The organism is Cellulomonas sp. P2_F12 (genome assembly GCF_056403775.1).
This window is the reverse complement of the sequence record NZ_JBFUEV010000003.1, coordinates 308,331-333,548: the sequence shown is the minus strand read 5'-3', so window position 1 is coordinate 333,548 and position 25,218 is coordinate 308,331. Positions and strand designations below refer to the sequence as shown.

The window sequence follows — 25,218 nt, the reverse complement described above, 5'->3', positions numbered from 1 at the left end:
TTCACCCGCGGATCGCCTCACCCCTGCACTCAAGAAGTCCTTTTCGGCGCGCCTTCTGGACAACGCCTGGGCCGTCATGGTGAGGAACGACTCACCGCCGACCACCCGCCGTCCCGCCGCACCACCCAGCCGTCGAGCTCGAGGACGCCCAGAGCCCCCCGCGCCTCGGCCACAGAGACGCCCGCGACGCTCGCCACGCGGTCGAGGTCGGCCGGGACGCGGCGCGGCATCGCATCGAGCACGCGCCGGGACACCGGGTCGAGCCCGTCGCTCGGGCGCGACGCCCGGTCGTCGGCGGCCCGCTCGGCCGCGACGGCGGCGGCGAGGTCCGCCGTCCCGAGGGCCGCGAGCTCGCGCAGCTCGGTGGCATCGGTGACGCAGACGGCCACGCCCTCCCGCAGCAGGCGGTGACAGCCCGCCGACGCCATCGACGTCACGGGGCCGGGCACCGCCCCGACGGGACGCAGGAGCCGGGCGGCGTGGTGCGCGGTGCTCATCGCCCCCGACCGCCATGCCGCCTCCACGACGACGGTCGCCCGGCCCGCGGCGGCGATCAACCGGTTCCGCTGCAGGAACCTGCTCTTGGTGGGCAGGCTGGCCGGCGGTACCTCCGAGACCAGCGCTCCCCCGACGGCGACCACGGCCTCGAGCAGGCGGGCGTTGCCGGCCGGATAGGCCCGGTCCACCCCGCCGGCGAGCACCCCGCGTCGGCCCGCCGCGGGCGACCGCACCACGGTGCGCCGCCGCGTCGATGCCGTAGGCGCCGCCCGAGACGACGCAGACGCCCGCACCCACCACGCCGTCGGCGAGGTCGAACGCGACCCGCTCGCCGTAGGACGTCGCGGCACGCGATCCGACGATCGACACGCTCCGCGCCGTCGACGTCGCGAGATCGAGCTCGCCCCGGACCCACAGGCAGAACGGGGCCTCCGCGCCGAGGTCGTCCAGCGCGCTCGGCCACCGGGCGTCCCCCGGGACCAGGACCGCACCACCGAGCCGGGACAGCCGCTCGAGGTCGCGCAGCGGGTCGCAGTCGGGCAACCGGGCCGCCCAGCGCTCCAGCGCCCGACCGATCCTGCTGACGTCCGCGGGTGCGAGCGGTCCCCGACCCTCGTCGAGCCGACCGACATCGGGCCGACCTCCCGCGTCGACCGCGGCCCGGACCCACGCGAGCGCCTCCGCGGCACCCAGGAGCCCGACCAGCGCTCCGGCGACCGTGTCCCCCGGCTCCACCAGCGCGCTCCACGTCGTGCGCGCGAGCACGTCGGCCGTGTCGTCGCTCATGCGCCGTGCCCGCGCGTACGCAGCAGCAGCGCCTGACCGACATCGGCACGCCCGGGAGCCGCGCGCCCCGCCAGGTCGGCCAGGGTCCACGCGACGCGCAGCACCCGGTCGACGCCCCGCAGGCTCAGCGTGCCGCGATCGAGCGCGCGGTCGAGGTCGGAGACCAGCGACCGGTCGGCGCCGAGCCGGTCGCGCAACCACCCGCCTGGGACGTCCCCGTTGGAGCGCCACGGCGTGCCCGCGAGCCGCTCGACCTGCGCCAGGCGCGCGCCGGCCACCCGCGCAGCGACGACGGTCGTCGACTCCCCCGCCGACGCACCGGCCCGCGACAGGCCCAGCTCGACCTGGAGATCCACGCGGTCCAGCAGAGGCCCGGACAGCTTGCCGAAGTAGCGGCGCCGCTGCTCGGCACGGCACGTGCACGCGAGCCCCTTGCCCACCGCCTGGCCGCACGGGCACGGGTTGGCGGCGAGGACGAGCTGGAACCGCGCGGGGTAACGAGCGGTGCCGGCGGCGCGGTGCAGCACGAGCTCGCCGTGCTCCAGCGGCTGACGCAGGGTCTGCAGCACCGCGGTGGAGAACTCGGGGGCCTCGTCCAGGAACAGCACCCCGCGGTGAGCCCGCGACGCCGCGCCGGGCCGCGGCATGCCCGAGCCCCCGCCCACCACGCTCGCCGGGGTCGCGGTGTGGTGCGGGTCCTCGAACGGCGGTCGGCGCAGGAGGCCGCCGCCGGGGTCGAACGCGCCCGCCACGGAGTGCACCGCCGTGACCTCGACGGCGTCCGCCTCGGAGAGGTCGGGCAGCAGACCGGGCAGGCGGGCCGCCAGCATGGTCTTGCCCGTGCCGGGCGGTCCCACCATCAGCAGGTGGTGGCCGCCGGCCGCCGCGACCTCGAGGCAGGCCCGGGCCTCCGGCTGACCCACGACGTCGGCGAGGTCCAGGACGGCGGCGTCCGGTCGGGCGGCGACGGCGTCGGTGGCCACCGCCGCGACCGCGGGGACGTCGAGACTGGCCCCGTAGCCGGCGGCCACCTGCGCGAGGCTCGCGGCACCGATCACCTGCGCCCCGGGGACCAGCCGCGCCTCGGCGGCGTTCGCCTCTGCGACGACCACTCGTGGCCGACCGGCCGCGACCGCTGCCGCGACCGCGGGCAGCACGCCCCGCACCGGGCGGAGCCGGCCGTCGAGACCCAGCTCGCCGAGGTGCACGACACCCACCGTCGCGGCCGCGTCGATCGCCTCTGCACCGGCGAGCGTGGCGACGGCGATCGCGAGGTCGAACCCCGAGCCGGACTTGGGCAGGGTGGCGGGCGAGAGGTTGACGGTGATGCGCCGGTTGGGCCACGCGAGGCCCGAGGACGTGACCGCGGCCCGGACCCGGTCCCGTGACTCCGCCAGCGAGGCGTCCGGCAGGCCCACCAGCGTGAACGCCGGGAGCGACGGCGCCAGATGAGCCTCCACCTCCACGACGTGGCCGGTCAGGCCCACCAGCGCGACGCCCAGGGTGCGCCCCAGCACCACCTAGACCACCCCGACGAGATGGTCGATCTGCGCGGCGCCCCGCGCCGGGAGGATCACGGCGATGACGTCGATCCGGACCGACCTCGGGTGCACGTCGTGCGCGGCCAGCCACTGCGCCGCGAGCCGCCGGACCCGCGCGAGCTTGCGTGCGGTCACCGCCTCCGCGGGGTACCCGAACGAGATCGACCGCCGGGTCTTGACCTCCACGACGACCAGCTCGTCCCCGTCGAGCGCGACGAGATCGAGCTCACCGTCCCGGGTCCGCCAGTTGCGGTCCAGCACGTCCCAGCCGCGATCTCGGACGTGCGCCTCCGCCACGTCCTCGCCGTACCGCCCCACTGCGTCCTTCGCGCGCACCGGACCACCTCCGCGCACGACGCTGCCAGCCCCTGACCGGGCGTCGACGGCCGGACGGCGGGTCTGTGCGGGAGGGAGTCAGCCGCGTGGGCTGTGGACGCCTCGGCGAGCGCCGATCAGCGGGCGAAGCCCGCGCTGCCCCCGAGATCCAGCTCGGCCTTGGCCAGCTCCTCGACGTTGACGTCCTTGAACGTCACGACGCGCACCGACTTCACGAACCGGGCGGAGCGGTACACGTCCCAGACCCAGGCGTCGGCGAGCGTCAGCTCGAAGTAGACCTCCCCGGCGGCGGACCGCACCTGCAGGTCCACCTGGTTGGCCAGGTAGAACCGCCGCTCCGTCTCCACGACGTAGGAGAAGAGCCCCACGACGTCGCGGTACTCGCGGTACAGCGCGAGCTCCATGTCGGTCTCGTAGTTCTCCAGGTCCTCCGCGCTCACCGGGACATCATCCCCCATGCCCGAGCCCGCGGCCGCGCGACGCCACGCGGCGAACCGTCAGAACGCGTCGTCGTCGGGGAGCTGGTCGTCCCCGGTCCCCGGCAACCGCCACGAGCGACGGTGCAGGACGCTCGGACCCAGCTCGCGCAGGGCGGCCATGTGCTCGGGCGACGCGTAGCCCTTGTTCTCGTCCCAGCGGTAGGCGGGGTGAGTGGCCGACAGCCCGACCATCAGCGCGTCACGCTCGCACTTGGCCAGCACGCTCGCCGCCGCCACCGACGCGCACGTCCGGTCGGCCTTCACGCGCATGTGCACCCGGGGAGCCGGCGCCTCGGGCTCGTCGTCGAGCGTGAAGAGGTCGGCCTGGGCGGGGCGGCTCAGCCAGTCGTGGGAGCCGTCGAGGAGCACGACGTCCACGGGGCCGATCGTCGCGGCGATCGCTGCCAGCGCGCGGTTCCCGGCGAGCCTCAGCGCGGCGATGATCCCGATCGCGTCGATCTCGTCGGCGCTCGCATGCCCGACGGCACGGGCGACGCCCCACCGGCTGAGCGCGGGCAGCAGCCTCGTCCGGGCCGCCGGTGCGAGCAGCTTGGAGTCGGCGACACCCTTGGGGGCCGACCGCGTCGTCGCGTCGACGACGACCACGCCGACGCTGACGGGACCCGCGAGCGACCCTCGGCCGACCTCGTCCATCCCCGCCAGCAGCCGCGCACCGTCGCGCAGGAGGAGCCGCTCGTGCCGCAGGTGCGGCGCCGGTCGCGGCGCTGCCGGGCGACGGGACGCCTCGAGCACGGTCACGGCTGGTCGGGCACGTCCGCGAACGTGCTGGTGGGGTTGTGCAGGAGCCCGACGCGCTCGATCGGCCAGACGGTCACGAAGGCCATGCCGACCACGTTGGCGATAGGCACGGAGCCGCCCCCGGGCTTGCCCTGGTTGTAGCGGGAGTCGGAGGAGTGCGAGCGGTTGTCGCCCATCACCCAGATGCTGTCCGCGGGCACGGTGATGTCGAAGGCGATGTCGGAGGGCTGAACGCCCGCGGCGAGGTACGGCTCGTCGAGCGGGACGCCGTTGACCGTGACCGGCTCGCCCGGCCCCGCGCACGCCACGTGGTCGCCTGGCAGCCCGATGAGACGCTTGACCAGGTGCTCGTTGGCGTCGGCCGGGTAGAGCCCGATGAAGGTCAGGGCGTCGTTGATCGCACCGCGCACGGGACCGGGGTCGGGGGCGACGTCGGCGGGCAGCCACCCGCCCGGATCCTTGAAGACGACGATGTCCCCGCGGCGCAGGTCGAACGGTCCGGGCGTGAGCTTGCTGACGAGGATGCGGTCGTGCTCGATCAGGGTGTCGTGCATCGACTGGCTCGGGATGAAGAACGCCTGCACCAGGAACGTCTTGACCAGCAGCGACAGGACGATGGCGCTGACGAGGATGATCACCGTCTCGCGCAGCAGTGAGCCCGCCCCGCTCGGCCGGCGGGCGGCGGCGTGCCGTCGGCTGGACGCGGGGGGCTCGGACGACCCGTCCCCCGCCGCCTCGGTGACGTCCGGGAGCCCGGGCGCGGAACCGGCCGGCTCGCCGCTCCGGGCCGCCTGGCCCGGCCACGACGTGGGCGACGAGTCCTCGTCGAGGTCTCGGGCGGGTCGGTCGATCACCCGCACACTCTCGCACGCGGGACGCCCGGACGCGCACACGACCGGCGGCCGAGATTCGCCCCGGTTCGCACGCTCGCGCCGTCGTGACCCGTGCCCGCAGGGTGCATCCGGGCGTGACCAGCACCGGCGCCGCCCGGGGACGCCGACGGGCGGCCACCGGATCGGTGACCGCCCGTCGGGACGTCGCGCAGGAAGGCTCAGGCCTTCTTGGCAGCCGGAGCGAACTCGCGCTTCTCCTTGATCTTGGCCTTCTTGCCGCGGAGCTTGCGCAGGTAGTACAGCTTCGCGCGGCGCACGTCACCGCGCGTCACGACCTCGATCGACTCCAGGCTCGGGGAGTGCACGGGGAACGTGCGCTCGACGCCGACCTGGAAGCTGACCTTGCGGACCGTGAACGTCTCGCGGACGCCGTCGCCGTGGCGACGGATGACGACACCCTGGAACGCCTGGATGCGCGAGCGGTTGCCCTCGACGACCTTGACGTTGACCTTGAGGGTGTCACCGGCGCGGAAGGCCGGGATGTCGGTGCGCAGCGATGCTGCGTCGACACTGTCGAGCGTGTGCATGTGATGTCACTTCCCCGCCCTGCCACAGGTCAGGAACGTCGTCGAGGGCGTCACGGCCGCCCCGCAGGGCAGGACCGGCGTCCTTGGTCTGGTGGTCCGGTGCGTCCGGGCGATCCCCGGGTGGTCGTGATTCGTCTCCCCTGTGGCAGAGACGCGACCTGCGCGCACCAACGAACCAGTCTGCCACACCGGCCCGACCGTCAGGTAATCGAGTCCTGGACGAGGCGTCCGTCGACCGGCGTCCAGCCGAGCGTCGCGAGCAGCGCGAGGTCGTGCGCGTCGAGCTCGTCGACCCGCAGGGCTCCGACGAGGTCCGGACGGCGCTCGGCGGTGCGGTGCAGCGCCGTGTCACGCCGCCAGCGCGCGATCCGCGCGTGGTGCCCGGACAGCAGCACGTCGGGGACGTCGAGCCCGGCCCACGTCGGCGGCTTGGTGTACACCGGGTACTCCAGCAGGCCGGCCGCGCCGTGCGACTCCTCGACCAGAGACTCCGGGTTGCCGACGACACCGGGCAGCAGCCGGGCGACCGCCTCGACCACGACGAGCGCCGCCACCTCACCCCCGTTGAGCACGTAGTCGCCGAGCGAGAGCTCGGTCACCCGCACCCGCGAGCGGTAGTGCTCGGCCACGCGCGCGTCGATGCCCTCGTACCGGCCGCACGCGAGAACGAGGTGGCTCTCGCCCGCCAGCGCCTCGGCGGTCCGCTGCGTGAACGGCTCGCCCGACGGCGTCGGCACCAGCAGGTGCGTGCCGTCGTCGACCAGCTCGTCCAGGGCGGTCCCCCACACGTCGGGCCGCATGACCATCCCGGCACCGCCGCCGAACGGGGTGTCGTCGACGGTCCGGTGGCGGTCGCTCGTCCAGTCCCGCAGGTCGTGGACGCGCAGGTCGAGCAGCCCGCCGGTGCGCGCCTTGCCCACCAGGGACAGCTCGAGCGGAGCCAGGTACTCGGGGAAGATCGAGACGACGTCGATGCGCACGTCAGTCGTCGCCCACGGTCTCGTCGGAGACCACCAGGTTGGCCGCGTCGGACGCGAGGAGACCGCCGGGCGGGTCGAGGACCACGCGACCGCCGGCCACGTCGACCACCGGGACGATCGCGCGGACGAACGGCACGAGGGTGCGCGCTCCGTCGGGCTCGCGGAGCACGAGCATGTCGTGGGCAGGGAGGTGCTCGAGGCCGATGATCTCGCCGAGCACCCGGCCGTCGACGTGCTCCGCGCGCAGACCCGCGAGCTCGTGCGGGTACCAGGCGTCGTCCTCGTCGGAGGTGTCCTCGTCGACGACCAGCTCGGTGCCGCGCATCGCCTCGGCCGTGGTCCGGTCGTTGATCTGCGCGAACGTCACGTACCAGCGGCCCTGCTGGGTCCGGGTACCGACGACCGTCAACGGGCCGCGCGCGGCGGGCTCGGTGGACAGCACCGCCCCGACGACGAACCGCTCGTCGGGGTTGTCGGTGCGCAGGTCGAGGGCGACCTCTCCGCGCAGGCCGTGGGCACGGCCGATCCGCGCGACGGTCAGCTGCATGGGAGTCCTCACGTTGGGGCACGGTTCATCGGTCATGGCGAAGGCCCGGTCCCCAGGTTAGGGGACCGGGCCTTGAGCGATCAGTCAGCGCGCGTCGGTCAGCGCCGGTCGACGTCCACGACGTCGACACGGACCGCGCCGTCCGTCGAGAGCGCGCCGACGACGGTGCGCAGGGCGCGGGCCGTGCGACCACCGCGGCCGATGACCCGGCCGAGGTCGTCGGGGTGCACGCGCACCTCGAGCAGGTCCCCACGACGCAGCGTCGACGCGTTCACGCGGACGTCGTCCGGGTGGTCGACGATGCCACGCACCAGGTGCTCGAGAGCGTCGGCGAGCATCAGGCCTGCTCGTCCTCGACCGTCTCGGCCGGAGCCTCGACAGCAGCGGCGGCCTTCTTCTCCGACGCCTTGGCCTTGGCCTTCTCGGCGTCGAGCGCGACGGCGTCGATGGCGGCCTTCGGGTCGACCTTGTCGGCCTTGGTGCGCAGGGTGCCCTCGGTGCCCGGGAGACCCTTGAACTTCTGCCAGTCACCGGTGATCTTGAGGAGCACCTCGACCTGCTCGGTCGGCTGCGCGCCGACGCCGAGCCAGTACTGGGCACGGTCCGAGGTGATCTCGATGAACGAGGGCTCCTCGGTGGGGTGGTACTTGCCGATCTCCTCGATCACGCGGCCGTCGCGCTTGGTGCGCGAGTCGGCGACGACGATGCGGTAGTACGGAGCGCGGATCTTGCCGAGACGCTTGAGGCGGATCTTGGTGGCCACGGTGTGGTCTTCTCCTGATGTCTGCTGTGGTGACCTCGCCGCGCATGGCCCGTGGGGTTGGGCGCGCAGGTCTGGTCGGGGACACGACGAATGCAGGTAGAGGGGCTGCAAGCGCCGGGTACAGCCGACCATTGTGCCAGATGCGGCGGGCCGCTCCCAACCATGTCCCGCAGGTCACAGCCGGTCGAGGACGACCTCTCCCCGGAGCACCACCGCGCGCGGGTCCGCGAGGACCCGGACGTCGGCCCGGGGATCCTCGGCGTAGACGACGACGTCCGCGCTCGCCCCCTCGTCGAGCCCCTCGGCGCCGAGCCACGCGCGCGTCCGCCAGCTGGCGGCGGCCACCACCTCGCGCGCGGGGAGCCCGGCGCGGACCAGCTCGGCGGCCTCGTCGGCGATCCGGCCGTGCCCGATCGTCCCGCCCGCGTCGGTGCCGACGAGCACGGGCACGCCCGCGTCGTGCAGGTCGCGGACCAGCGCGTACCGGTGCTCGTAGAGCGCGCGCATCCGGGCGGCGAACAGCGGGTAGCGGGAGCCCTGTGCGGCGATGGCCTCGAACTGACCGATCTGCAGCAGGGTCGCGGTGACCGGGATCCCGGCGGCGGCGATGCGGTCGATCTGGTCGGGCGTCGCGCCCGTGGCGTGCTCCAGGCAGTCGACGCCGGCGTCGAGCAGCGCGTCGAGCGCCTCCGTGGCGAAGGTGTGGGCGGTCACGCGGGCGCCCGCGGCGTGCGCGGCGGCCACGGCGTCGGCGAGCACGTCGGCCGGCCAGAGCGGGCGCAGGTCGCCGTCGGCGCCGAGGTCGCGGTCGATCCAGTCGGCGACCAGCTTGACCCAGCCGTCGCCGCGCGCGGCCTCCTCGCGGACGGCGCCCGCGAGCTCGGCGACGTCGGCGAGCTCCCGGCCGTAGTGCCGCAGGTACCGCTTGGGGCGGGCGAGGTGCCGGCCCGCCCGGATCAGGCGCGGCAGGTCGTCGCGGGCGTGCACCCACCCGGTGTCGGCAGGAGAGCCTGCGTCGCGGACGAGCAGCACCCCGGAGTCGCGGTCGGCGAGCGCCTGCTTCTCCGCGGTCCCGTCGTCGACCGGTCCGTCCGAGGCCAGGCCGATGTGGCAGTGCACGTCGACGAGGCCGGGCAGGATCCATCCCTCGAGCACGGCATCCGGAACCGAAGCCGGCCGCTCGAACGTGAGACGGCCGTCGACCACCCACGCGTCACCCGCCTCGCGCTCGTCGTCGAGCACGACGGTGCCGCGCAGGTGGAGGAGCACGGAACCCTCAGCGTCCGCCGAGGTAACGGTCCAGACCGGCAGGCAGCTCGAGCTCCGTGGGGGCGGCCTCGGGCTGCTGCGGGGCGATCCCGAACGCGGAGCCGGCCGGAGCCGCGGGACGGCTCGTGATGCCGCGCTCCTGCTCGGCGCGGCGCGCCGGGTTGCCCGACTTGCCCTTGACCTTGCGGGCCGGCGCCTGGCGGCCGCGCGACTTCTTGCCGCCCATGCCCGGCAGGTTGCCCATGCCCGGGGGCATGCCCGGCATGCCGCCGCCCTTGGCCATCTGCTTCATCATCTTCTGCGCGCCGTCGAAGCGCTCGAGCAGCTGGTTGACGTCGCTCGGCTTGGTGCCCGAGCCGGCGGCGATGCGCGAGCGGCGCGACCCGTTGATGATCCGCGGCGTGCGGCGCTCGGCGGGGGTCATCGACCGGATGATCGCCTCGATGCGGTCGACCTCGCGCTCGTCGAAGTTGTCGAGCGCCTCCCGCATCTGCCCCATGCCGGGGAGCATGCCCATCATCTTCTTCAGCGGGCCCGCGTTGCGCAGCTGCTGCATCTGCACGAGGAAGTCCTCGAGCGTGAGGTCCTGGCCGGCGGCGAGCTTGCCCGCCATCTCCTCGGCCTGGCCGGCGTCGAACGCCTTCTCGGCCTGCTCGATGAGCGTGAGGATGTCGCCCATGTCGAGGATCCGGGACGCCATGCGGTCCGGGTGGAACACCTCGAACTCGGTGAGCTTCTCACCGGTGGACGCGTACATGATCGGCTTGCCGGTGACGCTGGCCACCGAGAGCGCGGCACCACCGCGCGCGTCGCCGTCGAGCTTGGTCAGCACGACGCCGGTGAACCCGACCCCGTCCTGGAACGCCTGCGCCGTGGTGACCGCGTCCTGACCGATCATCGCGTCGATGACGAAGAGGATCTCGTCCGGGTCCAGCTCGTCGCGGATGTCCGACGCCTGCTGCATCAGCTCGGCGTCGACGCCGAGGCGGCCGGCCGTGTCCACGATCAGGACGTCGTGCAGCTTGGACTTGGCCGTCGCGAGACCCTCGCGGGCGACCGCGACCGGGTCGGCACCGAACGGCATGACGTCGTCGCTGCCCTGGTTGCCGGGGTGCGGGGCGAAGACCGGGACGCCGGCGCGCTCCCCCACGACCTGGAGCTGCGTGACGGCGTTGGGCCGCTGCAGGTCGGCGGCGACCAGCAGCGGGGTGTGTCCCTGCCCCTTGAGGTGCAGCGCGAGCTTGCCGGCGAGCGTCGTCTTGCCGGCACCCTGCAGACCTGCGAGCAGGATGACGGTCGGCGGGTTCTTGGCGAGGTTCAGCGTGCGCGTCTGGCCACCGAGGATGGCGACGAGCTCCTCGTTGACGATCTTGACGACCTGCTGCGCCGGGTTGAGCGCGCCGGACACCTCGGCCGACAGCGCGCGCTCGCGCACGGCACCGGTGAACGAACGGACGACCGGGACGGCGACGTCGGCGTCGAGCAGCGCCCGGCGGATCTCGCGCACGGTGGCGTCGATGTCCGCCTCGGACAGACGGCCCTTGGTACGCAGGTTCTTGAAGGTCGACGTCAGTCGGTCGGACAGGGTGGCGAACACCTGGCGGTCCTCACGCTTCGGGGGTTCTTACGATTTCACGGACGGCCTAGCGTACCCGCCAGCTCACGGGTGGCCCGTGCCGTCAGGTCGTCGACGAGCGTGGCGCGCCACGTGCTCCACGCCTGCGGGCCGGCGGCGCCCGCGTCCGCCTCGGTCAATGCGCGCAGCAGGACCAGCATGTCCGGGCGGTGGTCGACGGCGTCGAGCAGGCGCGCCATCGTCGTCGGGTCGTCCGGGTCCGCCGTGGTGGCCAGCTCCGACAGGGTGAGGTGCTCGCGCACGAGCCGCGTGACGTCGGCGGCCATCTGGTCGTCGAACCCCATGCGCAGCACGATCGGTCCCGCGAGCCGCGCGCCCTCGATCGAGTGGTCGCCCGCGCCTGCCCGCTTGCCGATGTCGTGCAGCAGCGCCGCGAGCAGCAGCGTGTCGCCGTGCTCGACGACGCGCTTGTCGCGGCCGGCCCGCGCGACCGCCTCCACGAGGTGCCGGTCGACCGTGTGGCGGTGGATCGACGAGCGTTGCGGCCGGTTGCGCACGGCCGCCCACTCGGGGATCCAGGTGGTGACGACGCCCGCGAGGTCGAGCGCCTCCCAGATGGGCACCTGCGCGGGTCCCGACCCCAGGAGCTGCAGGAGGTAGGTCCGCGCAGCCTTGGGCCACGGCGTCGGCAGCGGCGGGGTGGCGGTGAGGCTCGCGACCGTGACGGGCGACAGGCTCAGCCCGGTCCGGGCCGCCGTCGCGGCCGCGCGCAGGGACAGCAGCGGGTCCTCCGCCGGACGGGCCTCGACCGCCAGCACGATCTCGCCGTCGTGCTCGACCAGGTCCTCCGCGATCGTCCGCAGGCGCGGGGCGGTGCGTCGACCGCGCACCAGCATCGTCGCGCGCGCCGGCCGCTGCAGGGCCTGGCGGGCGTTGCGCACCGTGGTGTCGAGCGCGTAGGAGATGACGCGGGCCGCCTCGGCGATGCTCGCCAGGAGGTCGTCGCGGTCGTCGAAGCCGACGCGCGCGGCCACCTCGTCCTGGTCCGCGAGCAGCAGCCGGTTGGTGTGCCGACGGGTCACCACCTGGACCGTGTCGCGGACGTCCAGCAGGTGGGCGTACGCCATGTCGACAGCGCCGTGCGGGCGGTCGGTCAGCCACGTGGCGGCCAGCGCGCTCAGCACGACCGCATCGCGGATGCCGCCGCGCGACTCCTTGAGCTCCGGCTCGATGAGGTAGGCGAGCTCACCGTGGCGCTCGGCGCGCTGCCGGGTGGAGGCGAGCAGCTCGGGGAGCCGTCGACGAGCGGCCGAGCGCCAGTCCTCGAGCAGCGCGGACTTGGCGCGGGCGATGACGACGACGTCGCCGGAGACGGGCTGCAGGTCGAGCAGCCCGACCGCCGCCGGGAGGTCCTTGGACGCGACCTGGCGGCACTGCGCGAGCGACCGCACCGAGTGGTCGAGGTCCAGCCCCGCGTCCCAGATCGGGTACCAGAGCTTCTGGGCCAGCGCCGAGAGCTCCTCAGGCGAGTGCCCGCGCCCCTCGTGCACCAGCAGCAGGTCGAGGTCGCTGACCGGGCTGGCGTCGCCGCGCCCGACGCTGCCGACGGCGCCCAGCGCGATGCCGGACACGTCCTCGCCCTGGGTCGCGATCTCCCACTGCTCGCGCAGCCGGCCGACGACCAGCTCGACGATCGCGGCGCGGCGCGCGACGCCGTCAGCGCCGGGACCCGTCAGGCCGGCGGCGAGCTCGAGCCGTTCGACGCGGAGGTCCCGCACCCCGATCGCGGGGTGCGGGACCTCGGGCGACCCGTTCGCGGCCGCGCCCCCCGCGGGCGGCCGTTCCTGTGTCATGTGTGGCGGTCGACCGTCCTGATCAGAGGGCGTCGTCGCCGTGCTCACCGGTGCGGACGCGAGCCACGTCCTCGACCGGCACGACCCAGACCTTGCCGTCGCCGATCTTGCCGGTCTGCGCGGCGCGGACGATGACGTCCGTCACGCTGACCACGTCCGCGTCGGACACGAGCACGTCGATCTTGACCTTGGGGACCAGGTCGACCGTGTACTCGGCACCGCGGTAGACCTCGGTGTGACCGCGCTGGCGGCCGTAGCCGCTGGCCTCGCTCACGGTGAGACCCCGGACGCCGGCCGCCTCGAGGGCCGACTTCACATCGTCCAGCCGGTGCGGCTGGATGACAGCCGTCACGAGCTTCGTCATCACTTCACCTCCGTCACGACACGGGCGCCGACGCCCAGCGTCTCGTATGCGGTCTCAGCGTGCACAGCCAGGTCGATACCGCCGACCTCGGCCTCGTCGGACACCCGCAGACCGATGGTCGCCTTGAGGATGAGCGCGATGACGTAGGTCGCCGTGAAGCTGAAGAGCACCGCGCAGCCCGCGACGATGGCCTGCGTGGCCAGCTGCGTGAGCCCGCCGCCGTAGAAGAGCCCGTTCATGGCCCCGTCCGGGTACCAGCCGCCGTTCTTGTCGGTGGCGAAGAAGCCGATCAGGAGCGTACCGACGAGACCACCGACGGCGTGGACGCCGACGACGTCGAGCGAGTCGTCGAAGCCGAACTTGAACTTCAGACCGACCGCCAGGGCGCAGAGCACACCGGCGACGAGGCCGACCGCGATCGCACCCCACGTGTCGACCGCCGCGGCGGCCGGGGTGATGGCGACCAGACCGGCGACGACGCCCGACGCCGCACCGAGCGACGTCGCGTGACCGTCACGCAGCTTCTCCGTGGCGAGCCAGGCGAGCATGGCGACGCAGGTGGCGAGCATGGTGTTGAGCCACGCGCGACCGGCCGTGCTGTCGGCACCGAACTCCGAGCCCGCGTTGAAGCCGAACCAGCCGAACCACAGGAGCGCGGCGCCGAGCATGACGAACGGCAGGTTGTGGGGCCGCATGGGCTCCCTCGGCCAGCCCTTGCGGCGGCCCAGCAGGATCGCGAGCGCCAGGCCCGCGACACCGGCGTCGATGTGGACGACCGTTCCACCTGCGAAGTCGATCGGGGTCGAGAGTCCCTCGGTGATGCCGGTCGCGCTCAGCAGGCCGCCACCCCACACCCAGTGCGCCAGCGGCATGTAGACGACCGTGACCCAGATGGCCGAGAAGATCAGCCACGCGCTGAACTTCAGGCGGTCGGCGATGGCGCCGGAGATGAGTGCGACCGTGATGATCGCGAACGTCGCCTGATAGCCGGCGGCCACGAGGAACGGCACGCCCGTCGACGCCATCAGGCTGTCGTCGTCCGTGAAGCCCTGCAGGCCGAAGTACGTGAACGGGTTGCCGAGCCAGCCGCCGCCGAGGTCAGGGCCGAACGTGCCGGAGTACCCGTAGAGCACCCAGATGAGCCCGACGACGCCGATCGCCGCGAAGCTCATCATCATCATGTTCAGGACGCTCTTGCCGCGCACCATGCCGCCGTAGAAGAACGCCAGCCCCGGCGTCATCAGCAGCACGAGCGACGCGGCGGTGAGCATCCACGCCGTGTTCCCGCTGTCCAAAGCGAATTCCATCGAGATCGCCTCTCCACTCGCCAGCCGGGGGTGGCTGGTCGGGATTACAGTCGATGAGGCGGGTTTCGGCCGTGGACGGGGGACGTTACGTCGACGTGACAAACCTCACGCGCAGGTAAACGTTCGGTTTCGTGGTGAGCGGTCGTCCAGGAACGTCAGCCCTGGAGCAGCGCGTCGACGAAGGCCTCCGGGTCGAACGGGGCCAGGTCGTCGGGACCCTCGCCCAGGCCGACGAGCTTGACCGGGACGCCCAGCTGGCGCTGCACGGCGACGACGATGCCGCCCTTCGCCGTGCCGTCGAGCTTGGTCAGCACGATGCCGGTCACGCCGGCCACCTCGTTGAACACGCGTGCCTGGTTCAGACCGTTCTGGCCGGTGGTCGCGTCGAGGACCAGCAGCACCTCGGACAGCGGCGCCTCCCGCGTGATCACGCGGGTGATCTTGCCCAGCTCGTCCATCAGGCCGGCCTTGTTCTGGAGGCGTCCGGCGGTGTCGACGAGCACGACGTCGATCCCCTCGGCGCGGCCCGTGCGCACGGCGTCGAAGGCCACGGCGGCGGGGTCGGCTCCGTCGCGGTCCGACCGGACGGTGTGCACGCCGACCCGGGAGCCCCAGGTCTGCAGCTGGTCGGCGGCGGCGGCCCGGAACGTGTCCGCGGCACCCAGCACGACCGTCCGGCCGTCGGCGACGAGCACGCGGGCGAGCTTGCCGACGGTCGTGGTCTTGCCCGTCCCGTTGACGCCGACGACGAGGACGACCGCGGGCAACCGCGAGCCGTCGGCCGCCGCGCCGGGCGCGGTGTGCAGGCTGCGGTCGAGGGACGGGTCGACGAGCGCGAGCAGCTGCTCGCGCAGGACGGCACGCACCTGGGCGGGGTCCTTGAGCCCCTCGACCCGGACGCGGGTGCGCAGGGCGTCGATGAGCTCGCCCGTGGGACCGGCGCCGACGTCGGCGAGCAGCAGCGTCTCCTCGAGCTCGTCCCAGTCGTCCTCGGTGAGGTGATCCTTGGAGAGCACCGCGAGGAGCCGGGCGCCCAGCGGCGAACCGGAACGGGCGAGCCGGTCGCGCAGGCGGGACAGGCGTCCGGCGGTCGGTGCCGGGACGTCGAGCGCCGGCGCGGCCTCGGCCTCCTCGGGCAGGACCTCGGGCGCGGTCTCGACCTCGGGCGCCGTCTCGGCGGCCGGCGTCTCGACGGTCGGGGCCGGCGCCTGGGCCGGCACGTCGACCTCGGGCGGGGCCTCGTCGGTCGTCGAGCCGCGGCGTCGCCGCACGAAGACGGTCGCCAGCGCGACGGCGATGGCCGTCGGGATGCCGGCGGCCAGGAGGATCTCGAGCGTCTCGTTGGTCACCGGGACAGTCTGTCGGGCGGCGGGCTACGGAAGCGAGCCGACGCGTCAGCGGCGATGGTTGCCGGGCAGGACCCCGACGGCCTTGTCACGGGCCCGCTGCAGCGTGGCGGCCAGGTCGTCCACCTGCAGGTACGCCTCGCCCTCGTCGACCGTCTCCCGCAGGAACTGGGCCAGCGACATGTCGACCGGCTCGACCGAGGCGGCCGCGGCGGCTGCGCGCTGGTCGGCGTCGGGGTGCTTGCGCGCCACCCAGCCGGCGCGGAAGGCCTGCAGCGGCGACTCGCCGTCGCCGCGCGAGGAGCTGGTGATGCTCGCGGCGAGGAGGACGCCGGCGGCGACGAGAAGTGCCAGGACGATCGCGACGAGGATGGCCATGACATCCAGTGTCCGTGCCGAACCTGGATGCGGGAGCGCCCCACGCACAGGGAGCGGCAAACCGCACACAATCTCCACACGCCGGACGAGCGGCCCGAACGGGCCACCGCTGCTCAGACCGCGACGTCCTCGCGCATCCGCTGGCTGATCACGGTGGTCACGCCGTCGCCCCGCATGGTCACGCCGTACAGGGCGTCGGCGATCTCCATGGTGCGCTTCTGGTGCGTGACGACGATGAGCTGCGAGTCCTCCTGGAGCTCCTTGAAGATCTCGAGCAGCCGGCCCAGGTTGGCGTCGTCCAGGGCGGCCTCGACCTCGTCCATGACGTAGAACGGGCTGGGCCGGGCCTTGAAGATGGCGACGAGCAGCGCCACGGCGGTCAGCGACCGCTCGCCGCCGGACAGCAGCGACAGCCGCTTGACCTTCTTGCCGGCGGGTCGGGCCTCGACCTCGATGCCGGTGGTCAGCATGTTGTCGGGGTCGGTGAGCACCAGCCGACCCTCGCCGCCCGGGAACAGCCGCGGGAAGACGACGTCGAACGCGGCGGCGGTGTCGCGGTAGGCCTCGGCGAACACCTGCTCGACCCGCTCGTCGATCTCCTTGACGATCTCCAGCAGGTCCGTGCGCGACTTCTTCAGGTCCGCCAGCTGCTCGACCAGGAACTGGTGACGCTCCTCGAGCGCGGCGAACTCCTCGAGCGCGAGCGGGTTGACGCGTCCGAGCAGCGACAGGGCCCGCTCGGCGGCGCGCAGTCGCTTCTCCTGCTGCTCGCGCACGTACGGCACCGCGGTCGGCGCCTCCGGGTCGACCTCCGCGCCCGGCAGGGGGATCACGGGGACGTCCTGGTGCGGGCCGTACTCCTCCAGGAGGACGGCGGGGTCCAGGCCGAGGTCGTCGACCGCCCGCGACTGGAGCGCCTCGATCCGCAGGCGCTGCTGCGTGCGGGCGACCTCGTCCCGGTGCGCGACGTCGGTGAGCTGCGCGAGCTCGGCGGCGCGGACGTCCACCTCGGCGCGGGCGGCCGTGACCTCGCGGTCCCGCTCCCCCCGGGCGACCTCGGCGGCGTCGCGCTCGGCGGACGCGCGCCGCAGCGACTCGTCCAGCACCGCCAGCGCCTGCGTGGCCCCGTCGCGGACGGCCTGGGCGACGGTGGCCTGCCGCGACCGCGCGCGCTCGCGCTCGGCGGCGCGCTCGCGTGCGACACGCTCGGTCTGGGCGGCGCGCTCGAGCGACTCGGCCCGGCCGGACAGCGCCCGGGCGCGCTCCTCGCCGGTGCGCAGGGTCAGCCGGGCCTCGGTCTCGCGGGACCGGGCCCCGGACGCCAGCTCGATCAGCCGGTCGCGCCGCGCGCTGCCCTCGACGATGGCCGCCTCGCTCTCGGCGGGCTCGACCTCGGCCGCGGCGAGCCGCTCGGTCAGCTCCGTGAGCTGGGCGGTGTCGTCCTCGAGCGTGCGGGAGGCCGCCTCGAGCGACTGCTGCAGGCGCGCGGCCTCGGCGCTCGCGGCGCGGGCGGTCGAGCCGAGGTGGCCCAGCTGCTCCGCGACGGCGGCCAGGGCGGCGTCGGACTCGTTGAGCCGGTCCAGAGTGCTCTCGTGCGCGGCGCGTGCCGCGGCCTGGGCCTCGGTCGCGCCGACCAGCTCGAAGCGCACGCGCTCGGCGTCCGCCGTGGCCTGGGCGACACCGGCGCGGGCCTGGTCGAGGGCGGACTGCAGGTGCAGGGCACTGGGGGCCGTGGCCGAGCCGCCCGACGCCCGGTGCCGGGAGAGGACGTCCCCGGTGCGCGTCGCGACGACGAGGTCGGGACGCGCCGCGACGATCGCGCGGGCGGCGGCCAGGTCGTCGACGACGACGACGTCCGCCAGCAGGGTCTCGACAGCCGCCCGCACGTTCTCGGGGGCGCGCACGAGGTCGACGGCCCGGGCGGCACCGGCGGGGACGTCGGAGAGCGCGGGCGCTGGCGACGACGAGCCGCTGACCAGCAGCGTCGCGCGTCCGGCGTCCTCCGTGCGCAGGTAGCGGATGGCGTCGACCGCGGCGTCCACCGAGTCGACGGCGACGGCGTCGGCCACGGCACCGAGGGCGGCGACGATCGCCTCCTCGTTCTCCGGGTCGACCGCCAGCAGCGCCGCCACCGAGCCGACGAGGCCGGGCTGGCCGTCGGCCGCGAGCAGGGCGCCGACACCGTCCTTGCGCGTGAGGCTCAGCTCCAGCGTCTCGGCGCGGGACTCCAGCGCGGCGCGCTCGCGCTCGGCGGCGCTCAGCTGCTCCTGCAGGGCACCGAGCCGCTCGCTCGCCTGCTCGAGGGCCTCGACCGCGGCCTCGTGCTCGGCGTCGAGCCCTTCCTCGCCCTCCTCGACTCCCGCGACCTGCGACTCGAGGACCGCGAACTGCGTCGTCGCCTCCTGCCCGCGCTGCTCGGCGGCGGCCAGCGACTCGCGAAGCCGCCCGAGCTCGGCCTGCGTCGCCTCGACGCGGCTGCGCCGGGCGGCCACCTGGCCGGCAAGTCGGGCGACGCCCTCGCGGCGGTCGGCGGCACCGCGCAACGCCGTCGCGACCTCCTTCTCCGCTCCGGTCGCCTCGGTCTCGGCCTCCTGGCGCGCGGTCACGGCGGCCTCGAGCGCGGCCCGGGCGATCTCGACCTCGGCGGCCAGCTCGGCCTCGGCGGCGCGCACGCGCTCGGCCTGGGCGGCGAGGTCGTCGGGGTCGGACCCGCCCGTGCGCTCCGGCCCGGCGCTGCCCAGCAGGCGGACCCGGTCGGCGGCCAGCGACGCCGTGCCGCGCAGCCGCTCGCGCAGGGAGGACAGGCGGTACCAGACCTCGCTGGCCTCGCTCAGCGCCGGTGCGGCCTCGGCGGCCTCGCGCTCCAGGGTGGCCAGGCGGGCGCGGGTCGCGGCCAGCGCGGCCTCGACCTCCTCGCGACGGACCCGCAGGGCGCTCTCGTCGGCGATCTCCTGCTCGAGCGTCGAGGTCAGCTGGGCGAGGTCGTCGGCGAGCAGCCGGGCGCGGGCGTCGCGAAGGTCCGCCTGGACGACCGCGGCCTTGCGGGCCACCTCGGCCTGGCGACCCAGCGGGCCGAGCTGGCGGCGGATCTCGCCCGTCAGGTCGGACAGCCGCGTGAGGTTGGCCTGCATGGCCTCGAGCTTGCGGAGCGCCTTCTCCTTGCGCTTGCGGTGCTTGAGGACGCCGGCCGCCTCCTCGATGAAGCCGCGGCGCTCCTCGGGGGTCGCGCGCAGGACCGCGTCGAGCTGGCCCTGGCCGACGATCACGTGCATCTCGCGCCCGAGGCCCGAGTCCGACAGCAGGTCCTGGATGTCGAGCAGGCGGCAGCCCTGGCCGTTGATCGCGTACTCGGACCCGCCGTTGCGGAACAGCGTCCGCGAGATGGTGACCTCGGAGTACTCGATCGGCAGGGCGCCGTCGGAGTTGTCGATGGTGAGCGCGACCTCGGCCCGGCCGAGCGGCGGGCGGCCGGCGGTGCCGGCGAAGATGACGTCCTCCATCTTGCCGCCGCGCAGCGACTTGGCGCCCTGCTCCCCCATCACCCAGGCCAGGGCGTCGACGACGTTCGACTTGCCCGAGCCGTTGGGCCCGACCACGCAGGTGACGCCCGGCTCGAAGTTCAGGGTCGTCGCCGAGGCGAACGACTTGAACCCCCGCAGGGTGAGGGTCTTGAGGTGCACGCACAGAGCCTAAGGTGCGCGCGAGGCGGCTCCGGGGAGGTCCACCCGCACGGCGGTGCGGGTCAGCGGCCCGGGTCGGGCAGGTCGAGGCGCTCGGCCAGCTGTCGCCGGGCGCGGTCGACCACCTCGCGGACGTGCGGGTCGGCCTCGGCGGTGCCGGCCAGCGCCTCGAGGTCGTCGTGCTCGCCGACGACGGCCAGCGCGCGGGCGGCGGCTACGCGGACCCGCGGGACGTCGTCGTCGAGCCGGTCACGCAGCGCGCCGGCGGCCGCGCCCACCTCGTGCACGCGCACGAGGGACGCGGTGGTCTCCCGCACGCGCCACGCGGGGTCGCCGAGGGCCGCGACGACCGCCCGATGGACGTCTGCGCGGTCCTGCCACGCGTACCGCAGGGCACGGGCCGCCCAGACGCGGGCCCAGTGGTCGAGGGCCCCCGGCGTCTCCGCGGACGCCACCAGGCGGGCGGCGCCCGGACCGCCGATGAGGTCGAGCGACGGCCCGTCGTCGACGGGCCGACCGTCCAGCAGCCCGACGCACCAGACGACCACCGCGTCGACACCGAGCGCGTCGCACGCGGCGCCGACCCAGTCGACCGGGCGCCCGGTCATCGGCTCAGAGCGCGGGGAACCAGAGCGCGATCTCCCGCGCCGCGGACTCCTCGGAGTCCGAGCCGTGCACCAGGTTCTGGATGACCTTGAGGCCCTGGTCGCGAGCCAGGTCCCCGCGGATGGTGCCGGGCGCCGCGACGGTGGGGTCGGTGGCGCCGGCGAGCGAGCGGAAGCCCTCGATCACGCGGTGACCCTCGGCCACGATCGCGAGCACCGGGCCGGAGCGCATGAACTCGACCAGCGGCGCCAGGAACGGCTTGCCGGCGTGCTCGGCGTAGTGCTCGGCCAGCAGGGCGTCGTCGGCCTCGCGCAGCTCGACGGCGACGAGCGTGTAGCCCTTGGCCTCGACCCGGCGGAGGACCTCGCCCGCGAGGCCACGGCGGACACCGTCGGGCTTGACGAGGACGAGGGTGCGCTGCGGGGCGGGTGCATCAGTCATGGGCGCCACCCTAACCGGCGGTCGCCGACCACCTACGGCCCGACCGCCCCCGGGTGGGCGGCGTCGTACTCGGCCCGCTCCCGGTCGATCCGGCCGCCCAGCCGCAGCGCGACGAACCACAGCACGACGAAGATCCCGCCGATGATGAACATCATCGGCACGAAGAAGCCGCCGGCCAGGACGAGCACCTGGGCGATCGTGCCGCCGAGGTACCCGCCGGGCCGCGACACCATCCCGGACAGCAGGATCAGCACCACGGAGATGGTGCCGCCGACCCACCAGATGGTGGACACGGGGGCCAGCCGCAGGCCGAACGCCACGAGCGTCGCGAAGAACACCAGCACGGCCTCGAGGACGAGGATCGTCTGGGCGAACTGGGGCTTCGCGGGACGCTTGCGGCGCACGGCCTGGCCGTCCGGGACGGTGGAGCTCATCGGGTCAGATTACCGGTGGGCCGGAGCCTCGACGCCGTCCGGGGCGGCGTCCCGCTGGGTCGGCAGCCCCTCGTGCACCGGCCCCGAGAGCTCGTCCAGGACGACGGCGCCGTCGATGGTCTCGGTGGGTGCACCCGAGCCGTCGGCCGCGAGGGCCTCGCCACGGGCGACCATGCCGGCCACGTCGGACAGCTTGACCTCGCGCAGGAAGAGCGCGAGCACGAAGCCGACGGCGACGACGGGCACGAGGTACCAGAACGACGGCGCGAGCGCGTTGGTGAACGCGTCGATGACGCCGGTCTTGAGCGGCTCGGGCAGCGCCTGCACGGCGGCGGGCGTCAGGCTGGAGGCGTCGGCACCGGAGCCCGCGGGCACCCCGGCGAAGACCCCGGCGAGGTTGTCCGCCAGCTTGGTGGTGAACATCGTGCTGAACAGCGCCGTGCCGACGGCCGCGCCGATCTCCCGGAAGAAGTTGTTCGTGCTGGTCGCCGTCCCGATCTCGTGCGGGTCGACGGAGTTCTGCACGGCCAGCACGATCGTCTGCATGACCAGGCCCATGCCGGCGCCGAGCACGAAGATCATCGCGCCGAAGAGCCACATCGACATGTCGCCGGTGATCTGCGTCAGCCACGCGACACCCAGCGTCGTGATGCCGAGGCCGACCACCGGGAAGATCTTGTAGCGGCCGGTCTTCGTGATCGCGATGCCGGAGCCGATGGCGGTGATCATGACGCCGAGCATCATCGGGAGCAGCAGGAAGCCGGACTCGGTGACGCCCGCGCCGGTCGACATCTGCAGGAACGTCGGCAGGAACGCCAGGGCGGCGAACATGCCCATGCCGAGGATGAGCCCGATCGCGGTGGCGATGGTGAAGGTGGGGTTCTTGAACAGGCGCAGCGGCAGCAGCGGCTCGCTGGCGCGCAGCTCGACCCAGATGAACGCCGCGATGGCGACGAGCGTGCCGATCACCAGCGCGAGCAGGGCCGGGTTCGACCAGTCGTAGCCGCGGTTGCCGGTCCAGCTGCTCCAGCTGGTGGCCAGCACGAGTCCCGAGGTCGCCGTGACCATGAAGAAGATGCCGGCGACGTCGATCTTCTTGCCGGACCGGTGCGACGGGAGCTTGAGCGTGAACCACGCGATGCCGAAGGCCGCCAGGCCGATGGGGATGTTCAGCCAGAAGCACCAGCGCCAGTCGGCGTGCTGGGTGAACAGGCCGCCGAGGAGCGGGCCGATGACGGCGGAGATCCCGAACAGCGCACCCATCGGGCCCATGTACTTGCCGCGGTCCTTCGCGGGCACGATGTCCGCGATGATCGCCTGCGACAGGATCATGAGACCGCCGCCGCCGAGGCCCTGCACGCCGCGCCAGAACACGAGCTCGCCGAACGTGCTCGCGAACCCGGCGCCCGCGGACGCCACGGTGAACAGGCCGATGGCCACGAGGAACGGCCACCGCCGGCCCCAGAGGTCGCCGAACTTGCCGTAGAGCGGCATGACGATCGCGATCGCCAGGATGTAGGCCGTGACGACCCAGCCCTGGTGCTCGACGCCGTTGAGCTCGCCGACGATGGTCGGCATCGCCGTGCCGACGATCGACTGGTCGAGCGACGACATGAACATCCCGGCCATGAGCGCGCCGAAGATGAGCCAGACGGTCCTGGGGGTGAGGACGATCAGCGGCTTGTCGACCGCTGGTGCCTCGGGTGCTGCGGTGGCCATGCGAGAAACCTCGTTCGTGAAGTGGGGTGGTGGGCGTGCTCGGACGAGTCAGTCGGTGAGGATGGATCGGAGCTCGGCGACGACGGCGGTCAGGTGCTCGTCGGGGTCGCCGTGGCCGCCCGCGGCGTCCCAGTGCATGAACGTCGCGTGCGTGAGGAACAGCAGGACGGAGCCGACCATCTCCGGTGAGTGCGTGGGGTCGTCGCCGAGGCGCCGCTCGACGAGCGCGGAGAGCTGGCCCTTGTGCTGCTCGAACGAGGCGAGGTGCCGGGCGAGGAGCCGCGGCTCCTTCGCGGCGAGCTCGAGCGCCCGGGCCATGCGCTCACGGCCGAGCGGCGGCTCGCTGAGGAACGAGCTGAGCAGCGCCTGCAGGTCCGGCATGAGGTGACCGGTGGGGCCCCCCGCGGCGAACACGTCCGTGGCTGCCGACTCGAGCGGCCACGGGGTGTGGCCGAGGACCGCGTCGTCCTTGGTCTCGAAGTAGTTGAAGAACGTCCGGACCGAGACGCCGGCCTCCTCGCAGATCGCGTCGACGGTGACCGCGTCGAGGCCGTGCTCGGCGACGAGGCGGTGGGTCGCGTCGATCAGCGCCTCGCGCCGCGCGCGCTTCTTGCGCTCACGCAGCCCGAGGGCGGGCGCCTCGATCCCAGGGTTCTGCACGAGGTGCAACTTTACATGCACTGCAACTTTGGGCTGGACGTGCGTCCATGTGCCATCGATCACAGAGCGCCGGCACGCCCCGGCGGCTCAGACCTCGCCGAACCCGCCCTCGACCGCGGCGACCAGGGCGTCGCGCGCCTCGGCGGCCTGCGGGCCCTCCGCCTCGATCGTCAGCTCGACGCCCTGCTTCGCGCCCAGCTTCATCAGCTCGAGCACGCTGGCGGCGTTCGCGCCGTTGACCCGGACCTTGGCGTCGTAGGCGGCGAGCATGCGCGCGACGACGGCCGCCGGGCGGGCGTGCAGGCCGAGCGGGTTGCGCAGCACGGCCGTGGCACGCACCACGCCGTCCTGCGGGCCAGCGTCGGCAGGCTCGGCCGGGCCGTCCGTGCCGCCGAAGGTGGTGCCGGCGTGCTCCGCGGACGCCAGGACCCCCGCGAGGTCCGCTCCGCCGTGCGCCGTCACGGCCGCCGCGACGGCACCCTCGACGAACGGGGCGTCGGCCAGGCGAACCCGGGCGGCGACGTCCTCGTCGAGCAGGTCCAGCACCGACTCGGCGGTCAGCACGGCCGAGCCCAGGTCGGTGAGGACGACCGCCGAACGACCGTCCTTCGTGGCCTCGAGCAGGGCGGCCTCGACCGTGTCGAAGCTGGTGCCCAGCCCCCCGTCCTGCATGCCCCCCGCCGCGAGCAGCAGCACGCCCGGTGCCATCTGCCCCGCCAGCTCGACCGCCCCCTCGGCCAGGCCGCGCGAGTGCGAGACCAGGACGAGGGCGACCGGCGCAGGCTCGCGCTCGGACGACCCGCTCACGCGGCGGCCTGCGCCGCGGCGCGCAGGATCAGCTCGGTCGAGCGGGCGCCCGGGTCGAGGTGGTTGGCGGACCGCTCCCCCAGGTAGCTTGCCCGACCCTTGGTGGCGACGAGCGGGATGGTGGCCTCGGCCCCGTCGTGCGCGGCGTCCGCGGCGGCGGCGAGCACCTCGGCGGGCGTGGCTCCCGCGTCGGCGGCGACGACGGCCGCCTCGGTGGCCGGCGTCCACGCGTCGACCATCGTCTTCTCCCCCGTTGTCGCCTTGCCACGGGCGACGATGCCCTCGAGCGCCGCCTCGAGCAGCGCGACGACGCCCTGGCTGTCCAGCTCCGGGACGCCCGTCGCCTTGGCGGCGCGCAGGTAGGCGGTGCCGTAGAGCGGACCGGCGGCACCGCCGACCGTCGACATGAGCGTCGTGGCGACCAGCTTGAGGACGTCGCCGATCTCCGCGGGCGGCGCCTCGAGCGCGTCGAGCTTGGCGATCACGGCCGTGAAGCCGCGGAACATGTTCTCGCCGTGGTCGCCGTCGCCGATCTGTCGGTCGAGCTCGATCAGCTCGCTGCGATGCTCCGTGACCGTCTGTGCCGACAGGCGCACCCAGTCGATCGCCCACGCGACGTCCAGCGTCATGCCCACGCTCCCTCGAGAAGTCCGGCCCCGATGCGGAGCC

General features: G+C 73.8%; 26 protein-coding genes and 1 pseudogene. All 27 read right to left on the bottom strand.

The features are described 5' to 3' along the window. Positions 1-74: 74 nt before the first annotated feature. Positions 75-230, bottom strand: coding sequence for a DprA-like winged helix domain-containing protein (locus AC1DWH_RS09665; protein ID WP_477093624.1), 156 nt, complete (start codon positions 228-230; stop codon positions 75-77). A 180-nt stretch (positions 231-410) separates the two neighbouring features. Next, positions 411-1,284 (bottom strand): annotated as a pseudogene (locus AC1DWH_RS09660) (DNA-processing protein DprA); the annotation flags it as partial. After that, the gene (locus tag AC1DWH_RS09655; protein ID WP_477093485.1) at positions 1,281-2,804 is read right to left on the bottom strand and encodes a YifB family Mg chelatase-like AAA ATPase; all 1,524 of its coding nucleotides are present in this window, start codon (positions 2,802-2,804) and stop codon (positions 1,281-1,283) included. The gene AC1DWH_RS09655 and the pseudogene AC1DWH_RS09660, both read right to left, overlap by 4 nt. Then, entirely contained in the window at positions 2,805-3,161 is a 357-nt protein-coding gene (locus AC1DWH_RS09650; protein ID WP_456845527.1) for a YraN family protein, read from the bottom strand. Positions 3,162-3,277: 116 nt separating this feature from the next. Continuing rightward, positions 3,278-3,601 (bottom strand): DUF2469 domain-containing protein, encoded by a 324-nt coding sequence (locus AC1DWH_RS09645; protein WP_055922267.1) that lies wholly within the window; start codon positions 3,599-3,601, stop codon positions 3,278-3,280. Between the two features lie 57 nt (positions 3,602-3,658). Continuing rightward, positions 3,659-4,399, bottom strand: coding sequence for a ribonuclease HII (locus AC1DWH_RS09640; protein ID WP_456845526.1), 741 nt, complete (start codon positions 4,397-4,399; stop codon positions 3,659-3,661). Next, positions 4,396-5,253 carry a signal peptidase I gene (gene lepB, locus AC1DWH_RS09635; RefSeq protein WP_477093484.1) on the bottom strand — a complete coding sequence of 286 codons (858 nt, stop codon included), beginning with the start codon at positions 5,251-5,253 and terminating at the stop codon, positions 4,396-4,398. The genes AC1DWH_RS09640 and lepB overlap by 4 nt, the downstream gene beginning before the upstream one ends. Positions 5,254-5,450: 197 nt before the next feature. Next, positions 5,451-5,819, bottom strand: a complete 369-nt coding sequence (gene rplS / locus AC1DWH_RS09630; protein WP_456845524.1) for a 50S ribosomal protein L19 — start codon at positions 5,817-5,819, stop codon at positions 5,451-5,453. Between the two features lie 200 nt (positions 5,820-6,019). Continuing rightward, positions 6,020-6,799 carry a tRNA (guanosine(37)-N1)-methyltransferase TrmD gene (gene trmD, locus AC1DWH_RS09625; RefSeq protein ID WP_477093483.1) on the bottom strand — a complete coding sequence of 260 codons (780 nt, stop codon included), beginning with the start codon at positions 6,797-6,799 and terminating at the stop codon, positions 6,020-6,022. 1 nt (position 6,800) lies between these two features. Beyond that, on the bottom strand, positions 6,801-7,346 hold the full coding sequence (gene rimM / locus AC1DWH_RS09620) for a ribosome maturation factor RimM (protein ID WP_477093482.1): 546 nt from the start codon (positions 7,344-7,346) through the stop codon (positions 6,801-6,803). A gap of 98 nt (positions 7,347-7,444) precedes the next feature. Next, on the bottom strand, positions 7,445-7,684 hold the full coding sequence (locus tag AC1DWH_RS09615) for an RNA-binding protein (RefSeq protein ID WP_055922281.1): 240 nt from the start codon (positions 7,682-7,684) through the stop codon (positions 7,445-7,447). Continuing rightward, positions 7,684-8,109: a 30S ribosomal protein S16 gene (rpsP, locus tag AC1DWH_RS09610; RefSeq protein ID WP_456845521.1), complete on the bottom strand. Its 426-nt coding sequence runs from the start codon at positions 8,107-8,109 to the stop codon at positions 7,684-7,686. Before rpsP ends, AC1DWH_RS09615 begins: the two co-directional genes overlap by 1 nt. A gap of 174 nt (positions 8,110-8,283) precedes the next feature. Further along, positions 8,284-9,378, bottom strand: a complete 1,095-nt coding sequence (locus AC1DWH_RS09605) for an amidohydrolase family protein (RefSeq protein ID WP_477093481.1) — start codon at positions 9,376-9,378, stop codon at positions 8,284-8,286. 7 nt (positions 9,379-9,385) lie between these two features. Further along, on the bottom strand, positions 9,386-10,975 hold the full coding sequence (gene ffh / locus AC1DWH_RS09600; RefSeq protein ID WP_477093480.1) for a signal recognition particle protein: 1,590 nt from the start codon (positions 10,973-10,975) through the stop codon (positions 9,386-9,388). Positions 10,976-11,010: 35 nt separating this feature from the next. Then, on the bottom strand, positions 11,011-12,807 hold the full coding sequence (locus AC1DWH_RS09595) for a [protein-PII] uridylyltransferase (RefSeq protein WP_477093479.1): 1,797 nt from the start codon (positions 12,805-12,807) through the stop codon (positions 11,011-11,013). Between the two features lie 22 nt (positions 12,808-12,829). Next, positions 12,830-13,171 (bottom strand): P-II family nitrogen regulator, encoded by a 342-nt coding sequence (locus AC1DWH_RS09590; protein ID WP_056093079.1) that lies wholly within the window; start codon positions 13,169-13,171, stop codon positions 12,830-12,832. Then, positions 13,171-14,478 carry an ammonium transporter gene (locus AC1DWH_RS09585; RefSeq protein ID WP_477093478.1) on the bottom strand — a complete coding sequence of 436 codons (1,308 nt, stop codon included), beginning with the start codon at positions 14,476-14,478 and terminating at the stop codon, positions 13,171-13,173. The genes AC1DWH_RS09590 and AC1DWH_RS09585 overlap by 1 nt, the downstream gene beginning before the upstream one ends. A 155-nt stretch (positions 14,479-14,633) precedes the next feature. Next, positions 14,634-15,827, bottom strand: coding sequence for a signal recognition particle-docking protein FtsY (gene ftsY / locus AC1DWH_RS09580; protein ID WP_477093477.1), 1,194 nt, complete (start codon positions 15,825-15,827; stop codon positions 14,634-14,636). A 45-nt stretch (positions 15,828-15,872) separates the two neighbouring features. Then, on the bottom strand, positions 15,873-16,202 hold the full coding sequence (locus AC1DWH_RS09575; RefSeq protein ID WP_477093476.1) for a hypothetical protein: 330 nt from the start codon (positions 16,200-16,202) through the stop codon (positions 15,873-15,875). Positions 16,203-16,315: 113 nt separating this feature from the next. Continuing rightward, the gene (gene smc / locus AC1DWH_RS09570; protein ID WP_477093475.1) at positions 16,316-19,882 is read right to left on the bottom strand and encodes a chromosome segregation protein SMC; all 3,567 of its coding nucleotides are present in this window, start codon (positions 19,880-19,882) and stop codon (positions 16,316-16,318) included. Between the two features lie 62 nt (positions 19,883-19,944). Continuing rightward, positions 19,945-20,490, bottom strand: a complete 546-nt coding sequence (locus AC1DWH_RS09565) for a hypothetical protein (protein ID WP_477093474.1) — start codon at positions 20,488-20,490, stop codon at positions 19,945-19,947. A 4-nt stretch (positions 20,491-20,494) separates the two neighbouring features. Then, entirely contained in the window at positions 20,495-20,929 is a 435-nt protein-coding gene (ndk, locus tag AC1DWH_RS09560; RefSeq protein WP_456847072.1) for a nucleoside-diphosphate kinase, read from the bottom strand. Between the two features lie 32 nt (positions 20,930-20,961). Beyond that, positions 20,962-21,363: a DUF4233 domain-containing protein gene (locus AC1DWH_RS09555; protein ID WP_456847071.1), complete on the bottom strand. Its 402-nt coding sequence runs from the start codon at positions 21,361-21,363 to the stop codon at positions 20,962-20,964. A gap of 9 nt (positions 21,364-21,372) precedes the next feature. Continuing rightward, positions 21,373-23,082 (bottom strand): MDR family MFS transporter, encoded by a 1,710-nt coding sequence (locus AC1DWH_RS09550; protein WP_477093473.1) that lies wholly within the window; start codon positions 23,080-23,082, stop codon positions 21,373-21,375. A gap of 48 nt (positions 23,083-23,130) precedes the next feature. Continuing rightward, positions 23,131-23,742 carry a TetR/AcrR family transcriptional regulator gene (locus AC1DWH_RS09545; protein WP_477093472.1) on the bottom strand — a complete coding sequence of 204 codons (612 nt, stop codon included), beginning with the start codon at positions 23,740-23,742 and terminating at the stop codon, positions 23,131-23,133. 87 nt (positions 23,743-23,829) lie between these two features. Then, positions 23,830-24,549, bottom strand: coding sequence for a dihydroxyacetone kinase phosphoryl donor subunit DhaM (gene dhaM, locus AC1DWH_RS09540; protein WP_477093471.1), 720 nt, complete (start codon positions 24,547-24,549; stop codon positions 23,830-23,832). Continuing rightward, positions 24,546-25,178: a dihydroxyacetone kinase subunit DhaL gene (gene dhaL / locus AC1DWH_RS09535; RefSeq protein ID WP_477093470.1), complete on the bottom strand. Its 633-nt coding sequence runs from the start codon at positions 25,176-25,178 to the stop codon at positions 24,546-24,548. Before dhaL ends, dhaM begins: the two co-directional genes overlap by 4 nt. Positions 25,179-25,218: the final 40 nt, after the last annotated feature.

Bases quoted from the DNA above. Each gene is read 5' to 3' on its own strand.
- AC1DWH_RS09665 (WP_477093624.1), bottom strand. From the start codon at position 230: ATGCCGCGCCGCGTCCCGGCCGACCTCGACCGCGTGGCGAGCGTCGCG.
- rplS (WP_456845524.1), bottom strand. From the start codon at position 5,819: ATGCACACGCTCGACAGTGTCGACGCAGCATCGCTGCGCACCGACATC.
- rimM (WP_477093482.1), bottom strand. From the start codon at position 7,346: ATGCAGCTGACCGTCGCGCGGATCGGCCGTGCCCACGGCCTGCGCGGA.
- AC1DWH_RS09615 (WP_055922281.1), bottom strand. From the start codon at position 7,684: ATGCTCGCCGACGCTCTCGAGCACCTGGTGCGTGGCATCGTCGACCAC.
- AC1DWH_RS09595 (WP_477093479.1), bottom strand. From the start codon at position 12,807: ATGACACAGGAACGGCCGCCCGCGGGGGGCGCGGCCGCGAACGGGTCG.
- AC1DWH_RS09590 (WP_056093079.1), bottom strand. From the start codon at position 13,171: ATGACGAAGCTCGTGACGGCTGTCATCCAGCCGCACCGGCTGGACGAT.
- AC1DWH_RS09585 (WP_477093478.1), bottom strand. From the start codon at position 14,478: ATGGAATTCGCTTTGGACAGCGGGAACACGGCGTGGATGCTCACCGCC.
- AC1DWH_RS09575 (WP_477093476.1), bottom strand. From the start codon at position 16,202: ATGGCCATCCTCGTCGCGATCGTCCTGGCACTTCTCGTCGCCGCCGGC.
- AC1DWH_RS09565 (WP_477093474.1), bottom strand. From the start codon at position 20,490: ATGACCGGGCGCCCGGTCGACTGGGTCGGCGCCGCGTGCGACGCGCTC.
- ndk (WP_456847072.1), bottom strand. From the start codon at position 20,929: ATGACTGATGCACCCGCCCCGCAGCGCACCCTCGTCCTCGTCAAGCCC.
- AC1DWH_RS09555 (WP_456847071.1), bottom strand. From the start codon at position 21,363: ATGAGCTCCACCGTCCCGGACGGCCAGGCCGTGCGCCGCAAGCGTCCC.
- AC1DWH_RS09550 (WP_477093473.1), bottom strand. From the start codon at position 23,082: ATGGCCACCGCAGCACCCGAGGCACCAGCGGTCGACAAGCCGCTGATC.
- dhaL (WP_477093470.1), bottom strand. From the start codon at position 25,178: ATGACGCTGGACGTCGCGTGGGCGATCGACTGGGTGCGCCTGTCGGCA.